Below are 15386 nucleotides of genomic sequence, written 5' to 3' on the forward strand. Positions count from 1 at the left end.
AGATTGCAATTGTAAAAATAGAATTTACAGTATGCTGGTCACGGTATAAATCCTACCATTTGCGGTATAATTAAACACTCTTTTTGGCTGATGCGAATGCCAATTCACGATATAGGCCAGGCGTTAAGTTGGTGTTAATCTTGAAAAATTTAACAAAGTGTGAGGTATCGGAAAAGTCAAGGGTGGCCGCAATTTCTTTAATAGATAGCGGAGTGTTGGATAACAGCGTTTTGGATTCTAACAGGATGCGCTCATTTAATAACATGGAGGGGGTTTTGCCTGAAGCGTTCCTACAGATTAAATTTAGGCGCGACGCTGGCATTTTTAACAGATCGGCATAATCCTGTATCTTTTTTATCCGCTGATAGTTTTCATTGACCAGGCTTTTAAATTGATAGTAAACAGCGTTAAAAGTTACATCCCTTTGGATAAAAGCACCTGACTGTTCCAGGATTTTTAACAGGATCAGTTGCAAATAGGTCTTCAATATGGTTAGTGAGGTATTGGATTGATAATCCTGGTAAAACCGTTTCACTAATTCAAAAAGAATCCCGCCGTCTGCCAGGCTAATATGGGCAGGTAACTGATAGACCACCTCTAAGCCTTCGCTATTTAATAATTCTTCTCTGAACAGGATCACAAAACCTTTGGGTATCCTTGAAAAATCCCAGCAATGTGTTTGCCCCGGCTTTAAAAAATAAATATCCGGCGGAGTAACGTCAAATGTGTAGTCATCAATAGTATGAAAACCCGCGCCCTGACTTAAAACGATCAGTTCAAAATAGTCCGCGTGTTTATGAGGCACCGTCGGTTTGATCACCTCCTTAAACGGACTGATTTTTAAAACCTGATCTGATGCTATTTTTGATTTAACAGGAATGGCATTCATATTTATGCTAAGTTAGTTTATTAAACCATCAGACCTACCAATGATGATTACTCTGATGGTTTCTTAACTTGTTATGTGGTGTTCATAGCGAATATACTATTTGAACTTCATGGCCAGGGTTACAATATTCGAATTCAGGCCGGTAGAGCGCATATAGTGGCCGGCCCTGATCTCCAATGAATTGAAATGCTGCCAGCCAAACACCCCCGTTGGAGGTGATAGCCTGATATTGGCCCCAACAAAATTGCTGTGTAAGGTAGAAAGATCATAATCACTGGTGTAATAGGTATCCGTAGGCTTATGTTGTCCGTAAGGAGCGAAATAGCGCGTGCCTTGCTGGGTATTATACCGGTAATAAGGGCTCACCGATACAAATGAAGTCAGCTTAATTGGTATTTCCACTTCTGCGGTGTGTGCACGGATGCCCCAGTTATCCATATAATACCGGTAAAATGTCCTGATCACAAAATGATCATCCAGGAAGTAATTAAACCGCACCGCTATAGGGAGCTTGTACCGGCTGCCCGGCAGATTTTCTACCCGTTCAGATCCATCGGTAAAATAATCACGCTGGTATTTGGTGGCCAGCAAGCCATGCTGATAAGATGGTTCAATGATCAGTAAGGCCTGCAGCCGCGATGTCAGCACCTGTGACAGGGAGAACGAAGTACTGAATGAATTGCGCGGACTATGATCGACCGGTCCTTTATCTTCACGATCTGATCCTGAACCATAGCCCGGCGGTCGCAGCTCAACCGGTAATATCACTTTCCAGGTATCCAGGAAAACCATGCCCTTAAAATCAAACTGGGTATTCTTATCTTTAGACACCCTTGTAAGATTTATTCCACCGCCGAAAGACTGATAATCGAACTCATGCGAATAAGATCCCGTCAGCCCGAAAGCATTACCGGTTTTGTCGTTTGAAACCGTCCAGTTCAAAGATGGGTATACACGGGTATCCTGCCTGGAGGCGGAGGAGATACTGTTCGGGTCAATCTTGTCAGAAGATGCCGAAGTATAATGATCCACACCCAGTTCAAATGTAAAAGTGTGCTTTTTACCGCTGGCACCATATTTTGATAATTGCAGATCAAAGGTATTGGCAAAGTCAGTCAGTTTTTCTGTACCAATACCGCCGGTAACCGCGGAATTATTGCCATCCTGGTGATAGTAAGCCGAAATGATATTGATCTCTTCAATTTTAAGTTTGCGGGCTTCATAGTTACTGGTATCTTTAACAGGTAATGTTTTGGTTTGCGCATGTGAAGCAACTATCCCTAAATATAGGGCGGCAACACACAGGTATATTTTTCTCATATCAGCAACCAGCCTTTAGTTACATCCACAGCCGCCGCCGCTTTTTCCGCCATTAGCCCCCGAACCGCCTTCACGATACAGTTGAAAACTTTGCTCAAACTTCTGCGATTTACGAGCAGATAACTCCATTTCCGCGTCGTTTAACCTGTTCTTTTGATACGCTTTTACTGATGAGCAGGAACTTAATCCAAGAGCCGGTATACTACCAACCAGCAATAATTTAATGAGGGGTAACTTTTTCATGTGCTAATTTTTGACGTTAATATTTCTGGAGGTGTAAAGCCGGTTCTCGTCATCAATAATGACGCAGGCGAGTTGTTGTAGTTGGTTTACCAGATCGAGCCCCACGTGGATACCCATAACTGTTACAGGCGTGGCCATGGCATCAGCAAACTCGGCGCTGGGACAAATGATACTCACGCTTTTGATGCCACTTACCGGCAGTCCGGTTTTAGGATCAATGGTATGGGAATATTTTTTACCGTTGATAATGGCGTATTTCTCGTAGTTACCGGATGTAGCAATGGCCATATTGCTGATATTAAGTGTAGAAAAGGGTGTCATTTCCTTATCGGGGTCGGCAATAGCTATCGTCCAGGTATGGCCGTTGGGTTGTGTACCCCAGGTGATTAAATCTCCAGCTGCATTCACGATCCCGCTGACTACACCATTTTGTTGCAAAATAATTTTAGCGCGATCAGCTGCATAACCTTTTCCGATACCCCCAAAACCAATGCGCATACCTTTTTCTTTTAGGAAAACTGTTACGTTAGCAGGATCAAGAATGACATTCCTGTAATTAATCAGTCCAACGGATCGGCGCGCGGTTTCAGCATCTGGCAATGCTTTCATGTTGACGTCGAAGTTCCAGAGACTTTTATCTATCGAACCGTACGTGATATCGAATGCACCCTGGGTCAACTCTGATATTTTAAGGGAACGCTCTATCAACTGGTAGACTTCGAGATCTACTCTTACTGGTTCGATACCTGCGGCTGCATTGATCTGGTTGGTCTGACTATCATCACTGAAAGTAGTTAGCAATTTTTCAATCCGGCTGATCTCGGCGACAGCCATATCAATACGGCTATCTGCCCAATCCACATCATCGCTAACCACGCTGATCTCGAACCTGTTTCCCATTAGCTTCAGGATTCGCTTATGCACGGTTTGTGCCTTTTCTATCGTTTCAATGACTGGCATTTGCAAAAGGTTTGATTTGATTAATAAACTGATCCACGGTTTCATCAGGAAATCCATCCCATTCTTTTAATACCTTACCACGCTCATCAACCAACAATGTAAAAGGGAACTTACCATCGGGGTTATATTTGTCGGCCAGGATTTCGTTCAGCTTTACCTGCTCTTTGCTCAGTTGATTTTTCTTTTGCCGGGGAAAATCGGCACGTACTAAAACCAGGTGATCTGAGGCAAAATCATTGAATTTTTCTGATTCCAGGATTTCCTTCCTCAACCTTATGCATGGGCCACACCAATCGGATCCGGAGAAATTCACGAGGATTAGTTTATGTGCTGCTGCCGCTTCAATTTGAGCTTTGTTAAAATCGCCAAGCCATTTAGGGAGATTGCTTGTAAATAGGAAAAGAAAGACAGTTAATAGTTTCATTTTTATCTGTTTTTAAGAGAGACCCCTCAGCGATGTTCAAGTAGTTTGATACGCTGGAAGCCTCTATATCACTTCAGGAACAATAATATCAGGAGATTCTGTAGTTGGCATGAAAATGGCCTCATTTAACGGACTTTAACAAAATTCATCCGTCATTTAGATTATAAAACATGACTTACTGGCCAAAATCAGGCAAGGAATGATCTTTAGTTGATTTGGAATTGAAAATGAAACATATTGGCGAGACACAACTTCAGATTTCCTCCAAATTTGTAAACTAAATTGGCGAGAGACCTGATTATTTCATCAAATAATCGTAGAACATAGAGCTTAACATACGATGATCAACCCTCAATACAGATCTTCTAAATCACGAATTACCAAACAACGGGAAAACCAGGACCGTATAAATATTCAAATACTTGAATATATAAAGAGTGTTAACGAGGCAAAAGACGCGGAAACACTTTGGTTTGGGATGAGGGGTCAAGGGAGCAACATGAGCATCAGTTCATTTAATACCAGGCTGAAAAAGTTAGTGGAAGCTGGTTTGGTTGAAAAAATATCTCAGCGCTATAATAAGCATTTTTACCGGATCACTCCTAAAGCTTAGTCTTATCTTATCATCCCATAATCAATTTCATTATCGCATACTCAAAGGCTGATCCACACCATACAATGCCATTTCCAGGCTTTTATCCAGGTTATAAATATCGTTGTAAGTGATGTACTCCCCTTCTTTTACCTCACAAGTCAGGTAAGTGACTTTGATGGTAACCGGTTTTCTTAAATGAATATCCTGCCTGATGTATTTGACCATGCCGTTATGTAAGACCGCGATCTTTGCCGCTGAGCCATCATTTTTCAATAAAAGGGCGGCCAGCTTCTCCGCCTGCTCCACCCGGATACAGCCATGACTCAGCGCCCTTTCTTCTTTTTTAAAAAGCGCTTGTTCGGGTGTATCATGGAGGTATATGTCATACACATTCGGGAACCGGAAAACAAGCAAGCCCAGCGCATTGTCGCATCCGGCGGATTGCCTGGCAACATACAGATCCGGGTTGCGTTTGACATTTGCCAGATTGGCTTTAAGCGGTTCTACATAATTCCCCTTTTGGTCATAGATCGCGAAGTGACTATTTTCAAGATATACCTTATCGGCAAGCGCCTTAGGCAGCACTTCCTGTCTGAATATTTTGGCGGGGATCCTCCATTCCGGAGCCGTAGTGAAGTAAGCGATTTTACTTAACAAGGTAGGTGTAGGATTTTCCGGTTTGCCTACGATAACCTTAAACTGATAAGTGGAATCAGGCAAATTTAATTTTAAGCTGTAAGACGGTATATTGACCTGTACATAAACACTATCCCCGGTATTGGCCCAGCGTAAACGTTCCATATTAATGGCGACCTTTCTTACCTTCTCTTCCGGTATTTCATAACAGTCCCCCTGGTAAAGCCCTTCCATCAGGTGCATCTGGTATTGCATAGCCCTGTATTCTTTTGCTTTGGGCTGGACATTGGCCATAGCGGCCATAACATCTTTTTCCTGCAGCGCCCCGCTTAAATAGGCAGCGGCTTCAAATTCGATACTTCCCCCTTTATCGATCCGGCTTGCGGGGAGCTCAGGGTTCAGTTTGCCGTAATGCAGGTGGTTCATGAACGTGATCGCCGCATCCGTAAGCATGATATCAAAACGAGCCTGTATATCCGGTCTTACCTTCCCGGGGGTATCCAATATATCGTGCAAACGGCTGTACTGTAATTCCTGCGGGTGATAATCCGCATGTGAAAGCCCGAACTGCAGCACACAATCCAGCATCAGCATGGTTTGCCAGGCTGGCCCTGTCCCGCTTTGCGGTTTGATCCAGGCGGGTTTAAAACCGTTTTGCCGGTAAAAGCGCTGTACGGATTTTGGATAATACAGCTGTACATCCAGGCGCCCGCCCTGTACCTGCTTTTCGATCTCGCGGTTCAACCCGGTATCAGCCGCCGGGACATCGCCCTTTTGCACAATTCTCATCTGGGCCTGACAATTTTGTAAATTGAATACACTTAACATCATTATCCCAAGGGATAATAAATATTGGCTGGATCTGGTTTTCATAACATTGAATTATGACATAAAGGTCGACGCAGAAGGCTTCTTAAATAATGACGGAACGCACCTTATTTTTTGATCATCGGCACATCTGTTGACCAGGGACTTTAAACAGGAAAGCGCCGGTAATTACCGGCGCTTTCCTGTTATACGAATCCCCAATTCAGGCTAAAAAAACCACTTTCTTACACAATTTCCTTAAAATAATGATCTAACAGGGCGGTTACCATTTCAGGCCTCAGCGGTTTGTTCAGGAAAGTTACGACCTCCTTATCGATCAGGGCCATTGATTTGTCTTCCGGATTAAGCGAGGTCGACAGCATAATGATGACCAACCTCGCTTTAAAACGCAGGTCCAGTCTGTTATAAGCCTCCATAAAATCCCATCCGTCTAAACCAGGCATATTGATGTCCAGGAAGATCAGGCCCGGCCTTGGGATTTCGGCTGTGTGCTCATAAATACCGGAATGGGTAATAAAGTCCAAAGCTTCCTGTACATTAGTGATCGATTTTACAGCGGTATCCACCGCAGCCCTTTCAATCACTTTTTTATGTATAAAATTAGTCGGAAGATCATCATCAATCAACAGGATACCTTCCAGGCCCTCATATCTTTTCATGCTGTAATCAAATAAGGTTTAAACGGAATGGTAAAGACAAAGGAACTTCCTTTGTCCTTATTCGGCTCCACGGAAATTTTGCCCCCGTGTAACTCGACTATTTTCTTACAATGGGCCAGGCCGATGCCATTACCTTCGTATTCGTTGCGGCCGTGCAACCGTTGAAAGATCAAAAAGATCTTTTCCTGGAACCTGGGGTCTACACCGATGCCATTATCTTTTATGGTAAAGCGCCAGCAAGCCGGTTCCTTTACCGCTGATATCTCAATTTCCGGAATTTCTTTTTTGTCCCTGAATTTGATGGCATTGCTGATCAGGTTCTGGAATAACTGGCCCAATTCTGTCGGATAACCTTTGATGACCGGCAGATCTTTATATACTACTTTCGCTCCTGAATTTTTAATCTGGCTGGCCAGATCGGCCGTCAGGGTATTCAGAAGCTGGTTACAGTCGATGTTCGCCAAGATTTTTTCGGCGCCCAAATGGGAGTAATCCAACAGGTTCTTGATGAGGTTTTTCATCCGGTCAGTTGCCTGGACAATAAAATTCAAATAGGCTTTAGCATTTTCATCAAACAAATGCTGGTATTCGGTCTGAAAGAATTCGACAAAGCTATTGACGGTGAATAAAGGTTCCTGAAGATCATGGGAAGCGATATAGACGAATTGTTCGATCTCCTTATTTTTGATTTCCAGGTTCTCAGCATGTCGGCGGATTGTCGTTTCGGAAAGCATTCTCTCGGTCAGGTCGCGCGTTATTTTGGCGAAGCCGGTTATGTTACCCTCATCGTCATGCAGCGCGGTAATGGTGACGGAGCCCCAGAAGGTTGTATTATCCTTCCTTACCCGCCAGCTTTCATTATAAACGGTCCCCTTCAAACTTGCTTCGGCAAGGAGCTTTTCTGGCAGACCGATCAGGAGATCGACAGCTGTATAAAAAATTCGGATATGCTGACCAATGATCTCTTCCGCCTTGTAGCCCTTGATTTTTTCGGCGCCCTTATTCCAGGTCTCAACATTTCCCTTCCTGTCCAAAACTAAAATAGCATACCCCTCAATTTCCTCTACTAATTTTAATAACTGCAATTGTTTAATATGGGGTTCCATGAGGTCGATTTTTACCAGTTTTATCCTGATTTCAAGTATTTTAGCAGAACTTAAATGTACCGTTAAAATACCCGGCATTTGCACAATCAATAGGATATATATACAAATATCCTATGCCATGAGCGCATTAATTATGATAAAGATCACTCCATGAAATGATCCGGGTCAGCCGACAGCCGCGGAAATCTCAGCATAAACACAGTCCCTTCATTTTCCCTGCTGCTGAAACTGAGATCACCACGCATGAGTTCTACATATCGTTTCACAATACTCAGACCCAGACCCGTCCCCTGAATATCTTTCGCATTCGCCGCCCTGAAAAACGTTTCAAACAAGCGGTGCTGTTCTTTTTCCGGAATTCCGATACCCTGATCTCTTACCTGGACCTCCACCAACTGCCCGGTTATAGCCGTGATCAGTTCAATAACCCCGCCCTCGGGCGAATATTTGATCGCATTGGAGATCAGGTTGGAAAAACAATGCCGGACCAGATGCTGATCCAGATAAACCTCCGTATCCTCCCCATGGTGACGGTAAAGCAATTGCTGCCCCCCTTTGGTCATGGCCTGCATGTCCTCCAGGATATCCCGGCCCAGGGAAGGCAGGTCAAAACATTTCATACTCAGGGAAATTTTGCCGGACTCTATCTTTTCCAGTGAGAGGACGTCATCGAGTATGGATGTCATTTGCTGTACGGCTATGTTGATCTTCTTCAGGTGCTGAAAGATCCTGGCCCGGTCAAGCCGGTCAAAATAATGTTCGATCGTGGAGGCGGATAACTGGATGCTGCTTAAAGGCGTTCGGAATTCATGGGAAGCTATAGAAACCATCTCGCCCTTCAGGCGGCTAACCTCCTTTTCCCGGGCTAATAAAATCTCCAGTTCTTCATTTACCTCCGGCAGCGACCGCGTATTGCGTTTCAAGGGGCGGTTACTTTTTTTCATAATCATCTGTGATATGTTGGGTTTAGGGAGCATGTTCGTAAGGTCTGTCATTTTTAAAATATTCTCCATATGGGGATGCGAATGATGCGTGCCGGTTCCAAAAGATCCCGGTCGTAAAGGAATCATCAACCGGGCAACGATTTCCGCCAGAGGTTATCAATCACGCTCAAACAGCCATTTGCGTGGTTTCTGCCGGCGTTTAGGTTTCAATCCGTACTGCCGGATACTTTTTTCACGGATCAGGTTTACGGCTTCTTCGATATCATCAGTAACCAGGTAAAGGAGGGTATCTGCATCGCCGATAGTCGCGTCTTTTTTCATTGCAGCGATATGCTCAAGCAATTCCCGGTGATACGTTTTTCCAAAAATGATGACCGGGAAATTATGTATCTTATGGGTCTGGATCAGCGTCAGGGCCTCAAAGAACTCGTCCAGTGTCCCGTATCCCCCGGGCATCACCACAAAAGCAAAGGAATATTTTACGAGCAATACTTTGCGCAGGAAAAAATGCTTCATATACACCCATTTATCCAGGTAGGCGTTCGGCAGCTGCTCCACGGGCAGCTGTATATTACAACCAACGGAGCGGCCACCCACATCTTTTGCGCCCCTGTTGGCGGCCTCCATTAAGCCGGGCCCACCGCCGGTTAAAATAGTAAAACCTAAACCGGCAAATGCCGCACCCGCACGCCTCGCCAGCTCATAATACGGGTGATCCTCTTTGAACCTTGCGGAACCAAATACGGTAATACAGGGGCCAATAAAATGTAAAGCCCGCAAACCATGGATCAGGTCAATCATGGTTTGTAAGGTAAACTTCAACTCCTGCAGGCGCGAATGTGGTCCTTGCAGGAAACGGATCTCAGTTTGATTCATCACAAAAAAAATTAAAATAAGTTTAAGCGGCGCTTTTTCAAAAGGCGCTCTGTCCCCCGGTAGAACCCATATTTAGCGAGTTCAGCGCTGAACATATAGCAGGTAATGATCAATAACATCCAGCCATAAAAGCCAATGGACAACCGGACAAAACCAAACCAGGCCGCGAAGGGGGTTAAAGGCAGGGCCAATACCGTCAACAAGATCATGATCGTTGCCATAAAAAGGTATTTTCCCGGCAGGCTTTTAAAAAAAGGAAGGCGGGTACGGACGATCAGCACGATCAGGATCGCCGAGATCACGGATTCCGTGAACCAACCTGTTTGAAATACTTTCTCATTGGCATGAATAACCAATAACAAAACGCCAAAGGTGAGGTAATCATAAACCGAGCTTAGCAAACCAAATATGACCATGAAACGGCGGATAAACCGCATATCCCAGCGTTGCGGCGTACGGATATTGATATCGTCCACCCGGTCCGTTGCGATCGCCATTTCGGGAAAATCCGTCAATAGGTTGGTGAGGAGTACCTGCTTGGGCAATAGCGGCAAAAAAGGCAAAAACAGGGAAGCGCCAGCCATGCTGAACATATTCCCGAAATTCGCGCTGGTGGCCATAAAAATATACTTCATGGTATTGGCAAAGGTTTTTCGCCCCTCCAGGATCCCTTCGAGCAAGACATTAAGATCCTGGCTGAGCAGTACAATATCAGCCGCCTCTTTGGCTACATCCACCGCGGTATTCACAGAAATCCCCACGTCTGCCGCGTGCAAAGCCGGTGCGTCATTGATGCCATCCCCCATAAAACCGACTACGTGCCCGGCTTTCTTTAAGACCATGATGATCCGTTCTTTCTGATTTGGCTCCACTTCCGCAAATATGTCTGTCAGGGGCGCCTGGTGGGCCAGTGCCGCATTGCTCATTTTTTGTATCGCCGGTCCGGAGAGAAGCCGGGGCTGCCCGATACCAATGCGCAGTGCGAGGCTTTTCGCAACCAGGGCGTTATCGCCGGTAATCATTTTCAACCGGACCCCGAGCCCGTTCAGGTTTTTAATCGTGTCGTAAATCCCGGCTTTCGGCGGGTCGAATAAGGTAATAAAGCCTAAAAAGATCATATCACACTCCTCTTCCCGGGTGATGATATGCCCATTGTCCATGGGTTTGTAAGCCAGGCCCAGGGTCCTGAAACCGGCTTCACTCAATTTGGTATACTGTTCATGGAGTACCGTCTCCATTTCGCGGATGCCCACACATTTCCCCTCAGCGGTCTCCGCCTGGCTGCATAGCGCCAAAATGCACTGTAGGGCCCCCTTCGTCACCGCCATATTACCGGTATCATTTTTAACCTGTACCGTCAGTCTTTTCCGGATGAAATCATACGGGATCTCTGCCAGCAGGTGATAATCGTTTGCCGTTTCCGCATGCGCGGCACAGATGGCCTCATCAATGGGATTATGAAAACCCTGTTGCATGACCGCGTTTAGCCAGGCATATTGCAATACCTTTTCGCTGTGCGCGCCATGGCAATCGAGGCTCTCCCCAAGCGTGACCTTGCCTTCGGTGATCGTTCCGGTCTTATCGGTACATAAGATATTCATGCTCCCAAAATTCTCGATCGAAGACAGCCGTTTGACGATCACCTGATGACCGGCCATTCTCCTGGCTCCCGCGGCTAAATTCACACTGATGATGGCGGGCAATAACTGGGGTGTCAAGCCAACCGCCAGCGCCAGGGAAAACAGAAAAGAGTCCAGTACCGGTTTATGCAGCAGGACATTCGCGGCGAATATGATGATCACGAGCAGCAAGGTTATTTCCATTAACATATAGCCGAATTTCCTGATACCCTTTTCAAAATCAGTTTCCGGTATCCGGCTCATTAATTCCGCTGATATTTTACCGAATTCCGTCCGGGCACCTGTCTGGATGACCAAGGCTTTAGCCCTGCCGCTGATCACATGGGATCCCATAAACAACGCATTGCTCCGTTTGGCCATGGGTGCGCTCGCGGCCACCGCTCCGCTGTGTTTTTCAACGGGAAAGGTTTCGCCAGTAAAAGCCGCTTCATCGACAAATAACTCCTGCGACTCCAGCAGTAAACTGTCACCCGGAATAAAATCCCCGGCGGTTAAACTGACGATATCACCAGGGACAACTTCCTCCACCGGGATGGCTTTAAGAAGCCCTTCCCGCTGCACATCACAATGCAAAGTGACCAGTTTCAGCAGTTCTTTAACCGCATCTGCTGCTCCTTTTTCCTGCCAGAAACCCAAAAAACCGCTGATCAGGACGATGGCCAGGATGATTACCGTATCCGCTACATCCCCCAGGCCCGCGGAAAGTAAAGCCGCGGCGATCAGCAACAGGGTGACCGGGCTTTTAAACTGTGCCAGGAACAACAGGAGAACCGATGTTTTGGGATGGTTCCTGATCGTGTTGGGGCCATACTGCCGCATCCTGGCAGCGGCTTCCAGATCAGATAAACCTTTGGGCTCAGCGGACAACCGGCGACAGGCGGTTTCCATATCCAGCTGCCAGAATTTTATTTCGGAATCAGTGGTGCTTTCCATGGTTTGATCAATAGGGAAAAATGAGCAGGGGAACTGCCATGTGTACAGGCAGGGAATGCCCGACATAATCACCTATGATCTGCTCAAAATGAAAGCGATGGTTAACCAGGGCGATCAGGTCATTATGCATACCATTGGTCATCACGTCGACGGCCTTGATCAGGTCAGATTCCCTGATGTTATTGAAAAACACCTGGTCATAATCGATATGTGCACCTATTTCCGCTGTGAATAAAGTTTGCGCATAAGGCTCCATGATGGGAGGCAATCCTTTGGCAGACAAATGAGCGATCGTCAGGCTCGCGCGAATGGATTTGGCCAGTTCCGCCAGGTATTTCACAAAGGCCAAACGGCAATAACGCAGGTCCGCAATATAAACCAGGCGCTCCAGCTCTTTCAGGGGCCAGCTCTCCGGGATCAGCAGGAGCGGGCAGCGTACCCGGTTCAATACCAGGTAAGCATCGAGTTTTTCGACAGAACCGTCCTTTTCTGATTGATGTGACAGCCCCTTAATGATCATATAAACCTGATCCTTGTTGACCATCTCCGCGAAACTGGGAATATGGAAATCCGAAATCACCATTTCCTCGATGACCGGGTTATCGCCGCTCTCCGTACCATTGGGCGCAGTGTTTTCAGCCGGATATTTGTTTACCCAGCGTTCATCTTGTTCGGCCGGAAAATTTGTTCCGACCCTTACTTTTTCGCGTTCCAGTTCCCGCACTTTTGAAGTATGGCAAATCACAATTTTTGCGGGTATCTTCCTGGCCAGCATGGTGGCGAAAGCAATTGCATGAAGATCTGCCGGAGTGTTGTCATTAAGGACGATAATCGTTTTCATCATGTATCCGGTTGAATATCCGGTCTCTGTAAATTTTGCAATAATGCCCCGGCAATTAAATGACCAGGATCACCTAAAGAATTGTTTGAGGTCAGGATATCAGCAGGTAAGCCCCCTTTTTATCTCTATGTCAGTGCCGGTCCAGTTTCCAGTTTTTAATTTCCGGCATATCATCCAGATGAGCACAGATATAGCTGTGATGCTCCTTTAATCTGGATTCACAGAAGCTGATAAAATCATCTGCCTGCTGATGCATCCGCGGAACCCTTTTTACGGCTTCCATAGCCAGGTGATAACGGCTCATCTGATTGAGTACCACCATGTCAAATGGTGTCGTCGTTGTCCCCTCTTCCATAAAACCGCATACATGAAAACGGGCAGGATCCGGGCGCCCGTGCACCAGGTCATGGATGATGCGTACATAACCATGAAATGCAAAAATAACCGGAGCAGTGTTTGTAAACAGCTCGCTGAACAATTCTTCACTCATGCCATGCGGGTGATAAGCTACCGGTGACAAAGCCATCAGATCTACTACATTTACTAGTCTGACTCTTAAATCCGGAAAGTGATCCGTTAATAATTGTGCCGCGGCAACCGATTCCAGTGTCGGTACATCGCCTGCACAACCCAATACCACATCAGGCATTTGCCCACGATCATTACCGGCCCATTTCCAGGCCGAGGCCCCTCTGGAGCAATGCTCCACAGCTTCGTCCATAGACAACCACTGTAATTCCGGCTGTTTACCCGCTACCACCACATTGACGTAATCCTTGCTGCGCAGGCAATGGTCCATCACCGATAAAAGCGTATTGGCATCAGGCGGCAGATAGATCCGGATCACCGAACTTTTTTTATTGACCACGGTATCTATAAAACCCGGTCCCTGGTGGCTATAACCATTGTTGTCCTGCCGCCAGGTATGAGAGGTGAGTAAATAGTTCAATGATGCTACGGGCTTGCGCCAGGGCAGTTCACGCGATGTCTTTATCCATTTGGCATACTGACTCACCATGGAATCCACGATAGTGACAAAAGCTTCATAGCAAGGGAATAGGCCATGTCTTCCGGTCAGTAAATAACCTTCCAGCCAGCCCTCACATAAATGCTCGCTTAATACTTCCATTACCCGTCCGTCCGTAGCCAGCTTATCATCCTTCGGCAGTATTTGTTCCTGGGTGCACCTGTTGGTCACTTCAAAAACAGCTTCCAGCCGGTTCGAGGTCGTTTCGTCCGGGCAAAACAGCCTGAAGTTCCCGGCACCTACATTCAGGGTAAAAACATCCCGGAGATATTTGCCAAAATTACGGGTACTCTCCGCTTCCGTTTCACCGGGGCTTGTTATTTCCAGTTGATATGACCTAAAATCGGGCAGCAGGAGCTCTTTGAGCAATATTCCCCCATTGGCCTCAGGCAATGCGCTCATGCGCTGATCACCTTCCGGTGCCATCGCAGCCAGTTCGGGAACCAGCTTTCCTGCTTCATCGAACAGGTCTTCAGGCCGGTAACTGCGCATCCAGGATTCGAGTAATTTTAATTTATCAGGATCTTCCTTCACTCCGGTCAATGGCACCTGGTGCGCCCGGAAGGTGCCTTCTATGGGAACACCTTTCCATTCTTTTGGTCCGGTCCAGCCCTTTGGCGTCCTTAAAATGATCACCGGCCACTGAACAGGTTTTGTGTTATGACCGGCCCGGGCTTTTTCCTGGATCAGTTTGATCCTTCGGTAAGCCTCCTCCAGCGTCCCGGCCATCTGCTGATGAACCGCGGCAGGGATATCACCCTCCACAAAGAGCACATCATAACCGTAACCGGAGAACAACTCTGTCAATTGCAGATCGCTCATCCGGGCCAGCACCGTTGGGCCTGATATCTTATAGCCATTCAGGTGAATGATAGGCAAAACTGCGCCATCCGTTGCGGGGTTCAGGAATGCTATCGATTTCCAGCTCCCTTCCAGGGGACAGGTTTCCGCTTCACCGTCGCCTACCACGCAGGCTACCAACAGGTCCGGATTATCAAAGGCCGCTCCAAAGGCGTGGCTTAATGCATACCCTAATTCACCGCCTTCATGCACAGAGCCCGGTACATGGGCGCCTACATGGCTGGGCACGCCCCCAGGTGTTGAAAACTGGCGGAACAACTGCCGCATGCCTTGTTCGTTTTGCGCGACCTCCGGGTAAATTTCGGAATAAGTACCTTCTAAATACGTATTCGCCACAATGGCCGGAGCGCCGTGGCCAGGGCCGCAAACATAAAGTACATGGGCGCCGGTATTTTTGATCAGCCTGTTCAAATGAACATAGATCAGGTTTAACCCGGGTGAGGTCCCCCAATGGCCAAGCAGGCGGGGTTTAATATGCTCCGGCTTCAGGGGTTCCTTTAATAAGGCGTTCTCCTGTAAATAAATCTGTCCTGCGGCCAGGTAATTGGCAGCCTGCCAGTAAGCCTGTATATGGGTCAGTTCTTTTAAAGATAATGTGCTCATG

Annotated in this window: 14 protein-coding genes; 1 reads left to right on the forward strand and 13 read right to left on the reverse strand. The window is 46.6% G+C overall.

Translation table 11 applies throughout. The features are described 5' to 3' along the window. Nucleotides 1-70: 70 nt before the first annotated feature. The 5 genes from G7092_RS05965 to G7092_RS05985 form a co-directional block, all read right to left on the reverse strand. A complete protein-coding gene (locus tag G7092_RS05965) occupies nucleotides 71-889 on the reverse strand; it encodes a helix-turn-helix domain-containing protein (protein ID WP_166087179.1) in 819 nt (272 codons plus the stop codon). 96 nt (nucleotides 890-985) lie between these two features. Further along, nucleotides 986-2209, reverse strand: a complete 1224-nt coding sequence (locus G7092_RS05970; protein ID WP_166087181.1) for a DUF3570 domain-containing protein — start codon at nucleotides 2207-2209, stop codon at nucleotides 986-988. Between the two features lie 15 nt (nucleotides 2210-2224). Continuing rightward, a complete protein-coding gene (locus G7092_RS05975; RefSeq protein WP_090471276.1) occupies nucleotides 2225-2452 on the reverse strand; it encodes a DUF4266 domain-containing protein in 228 nt (75 codons plus the stop codon). 3 nt (nucleotides 2453-2455) lie between these two features. Next, complete coding sequence (locus G7092_RS05980; RefSeq protein WP_166087183.1) at nucleotides 2456-3412, reverse strand: FAD:protein FMN transferase; 957 nt, start codon at nucleotides 3410-3412, stop codon at nucleotides 2456-2458. Continuing rightward, nucleotides 3399-3836, reverse strand: coding sequence for a thioredoxin family protein (locus tag G7092_RS05985; protein WP_166087185.1), 438 nt, complete (start codon nucleotides 3834-3836; stop codon nucleotides 3399-3401). The genes G7092_RS05980 and G7092_RS05985 overlap by 14 nt, the downstream gene beginning before the upstream one ends. 340 nt (nucleotides 3837-4176) lie before the next feature. On the opposite strand from G7092_RS05985, the gene G7092_RS05990 reads away from it, so the two are divergent. After that, nucleotides 4177-4449 carry a hypothetical protein gene (locus G7092_RS05990; RefSeq protein ID WP_166087189.1) on the forward strand — a complete coding sequence of 91 codons (273 nt, stop codon included), beginning with the start codon at nucleotides 4177-4179 and terminating at the stop codon, nucleotides 4447-4449. A 30-nt stretch (nucleotides 4450-4479) separates the two neighbouring features. On the opposite strand, the gene G7092_RS05995 is transcribed toward G7092_RS05990, so the two are convergent. The 8 genes from G7092_RS05995 to G7092_RS06030 all read right to left on the reverse strand — a co-directional run bounded on the left by G7092_RS05995 (nucleotide 4480) and on the right by G7092_RS06030 (nucleotide 15385). Beyond that, on the reverse strand, nucleotides 4480-5856 hold the full coding sequence (locus G7092_RS05995) for a L,D-transpeptidase scaffold domain-containing protein (RefSeq protein WP_166087191.1): 1377 nt from the start codon (nucleotides 5854-5856) through the stop codon (nucleotides 4480-4482). Nucleotides 5857-6119: 263 nt separating this feature from the next. After that, on the reverse strand, nucleotides 6120-6554 hold the full coding sequence (locus G7092_RS06000; protein WP_166087193.1) for a response regulator: 435 nt from the start codon (nucleotides 6552-6554) through the stop codon (nucleotides 6120-6122). Then, the gene (locus G7092_RS06005) at nucleotides 6551-7660 is read right to left on the reverse strand and encodes a sensor histidine kinase (RefSeq protein WP_166087195.1); all 1110 of its coding nucleotides are present in this window, start codon (nucleotides 7658-7660) and stop codon (nucleotides 6551-6553) included. Before G7092_RS06005 ends, G7092_RS06000 begins: the two co-directional genes overlap by 4 nt. A gap of 143 nt (nucleotides 7661-7803) precedes the next feature. Further along, complete coding sequence (locus G7092_RS06010) at nucleotides 7804-8604, reverse strand: sensor histidine kinase (protein WP_166087196.1); 801 nt, start codon at nucleotides 8602-8604, stop codon at nucleotides 7804-7806. Between the two features lie 156 nt (nucleotides 8605-8760). After that, nucleotides 8761-9480 (reverse strand): LOG family protein, encoded by a 720-nt coding sequence (locus G7092_RS06015; protein WP_166087198.1) that lies wholly within the window; start codon nucleotides 9478-9480, stop codon nucleotides 8761-8763. An 11-nt stretch (nucleotides 9481-9491) separates the two neighbouring features. Beyond that, nucleotides 9492-12053 (reverse strand): magnesium-translocating P-type ATPase, encoded by a 2562-nt coding sequence (gene mgtA, locus G7092_RS06020; RefSeq protein WP_166087200.1) that lies wholly within the window; start codon nucleotides 12051-12053, stop codon nucleotides 9492-9494. 7 nt (nucleotides 12054-12060) lie between these two features. Beyond that, nucleotides 12061-12897 (reverse strand): hypothetical protein, encoded by an 837-nt coding sequence (locus tag G7092_RS06025; protein WP_166087202.1) that lies wholly within the window; start codon nucleotides 12895-12897, stop codon nucleotides 12061-12063. Nucleotides 12898-13024: 127 nt separating this feature from the next. Continuing rightward, nucleotides 13025-15385, reverse strand: a complete 2361-nt coding sequence (locus G7092_RS06030) for a phosphoketolase family protein (RefSeq protein WP_166087204.1) — start codon at nucleotides 15383-15385, stop codon at nucleotides 13025-13027. Between the last annotated feature and the right edge of the window lies 1 nt (nucleotide 15386).

Origin of the sequence: Mucilaginibacter inviolabilis, from assembly GCF_011089895.1 — a bacterium.
Taxonomy (GTDB): Bacteria; Bacteroidota; Bacteroidia; order Sphingobacteriales; family Sphingobacteriaceae; genus Mucilaginibacter; species Mucilaginibacter inviolabilis.

Bases quoted from the DNA above. Each gene is read 5' to 3' on its own strand.
- G7092_RS05965 (WP_166087179.1), bottom strand. From the start codon at position 889: ATGAATGCCATTCCTGTTAAATCAAAAATAGCATCAGATCAGGTTTTA.
- G7092_RS05970 (WP_166087181.1), bottom strand. From the start codon at position 2,209: ATGAGAAAAATATACCTGTGTGTTGCCGCCCTATATTTAGGGATAGTT.
- G7092_RS05975 (WP_090471276.1), bottom strand. From the start codon at position 2,452: ATGAAAAAGTTACCCCTCATTAAATTATTGCTGGTTGGTAGTATACCG.
- G7092_RS05980 (WP_166087183.1), bottom strand. From the start codon at position 3,412: ATGCCAGTCATTGAAACGATAGAAAAGGCACAAACCGTGCATAAGCGA.
- G7092_RS05985 (WP_166087185.1), bottom strand. From the start codon at position 3,836: ATGAAACTATTAACTGTCTTTCTTTTCCTATTTACAAGCAATCTCCCT.
- G7092_RS05990 (WP_166087189.1), top strand. From the start codon at position 4,177: ATGATCAACCCTCAATACAGATCTTCTAAATCACGAATTACCAAACAA.
- G7092_RS05995 (WP_166087191.1), bottom strand. From the start codon at position 5,856: ATGAGAATTGTGCAAAAGGGCGATGTCCCGGCGGCTGATACCGGGTTG.
- G7092_RS06000 (WP_166087193.1), bottom strand. From the start codon at position 6,554: ATGAAAAGATATGAGGGCCTGGAAGGTATCCTGTTGATTGATGATGAT.
- G7092_RS06005 (WP_166087195.1), bottom strand. From the start codon at position 7,660: ATGGAACCCCATATTAAACAATTGCAGTTATTAAAATTAGTAGAGGAA.
- G7092_RS06010 (WP_166087196.1), bottom strand. From the start codon at position 8,604: ATGAAAAAAAGTAACCGCCCCTTGAAACGCAATACGCGGTCGCTGCCG.
- G7092_RS06015 (WP_166087198.1), bottom strand. From the start codon at position 9,480: ATGAATCAAACTGAGATCCGTTTCCTGCAAGGACCACATTCGCGCCTG.
- mgtA (WP_166087200.1), bottom strand. From the start codon at position 12,053: ATGGAAAGCACCACTGATTCCGAAATAAAATTCTGGCAGCTGGATATG.
- G7092_RS06025 (WP_166087202.1), bottom strand. From the start codon at position 12,897: ATGATGAAAACGATTATCGTCCTTAATGACAACACTCCGGCAGATCTT.
- G7092_RS06030 (WP_166087204.1), bottom strand. From the start codon at position 15,385: ATGAGCACATTATCTTTAAAAGAACTGACCCATATACAGGCTTACTGG.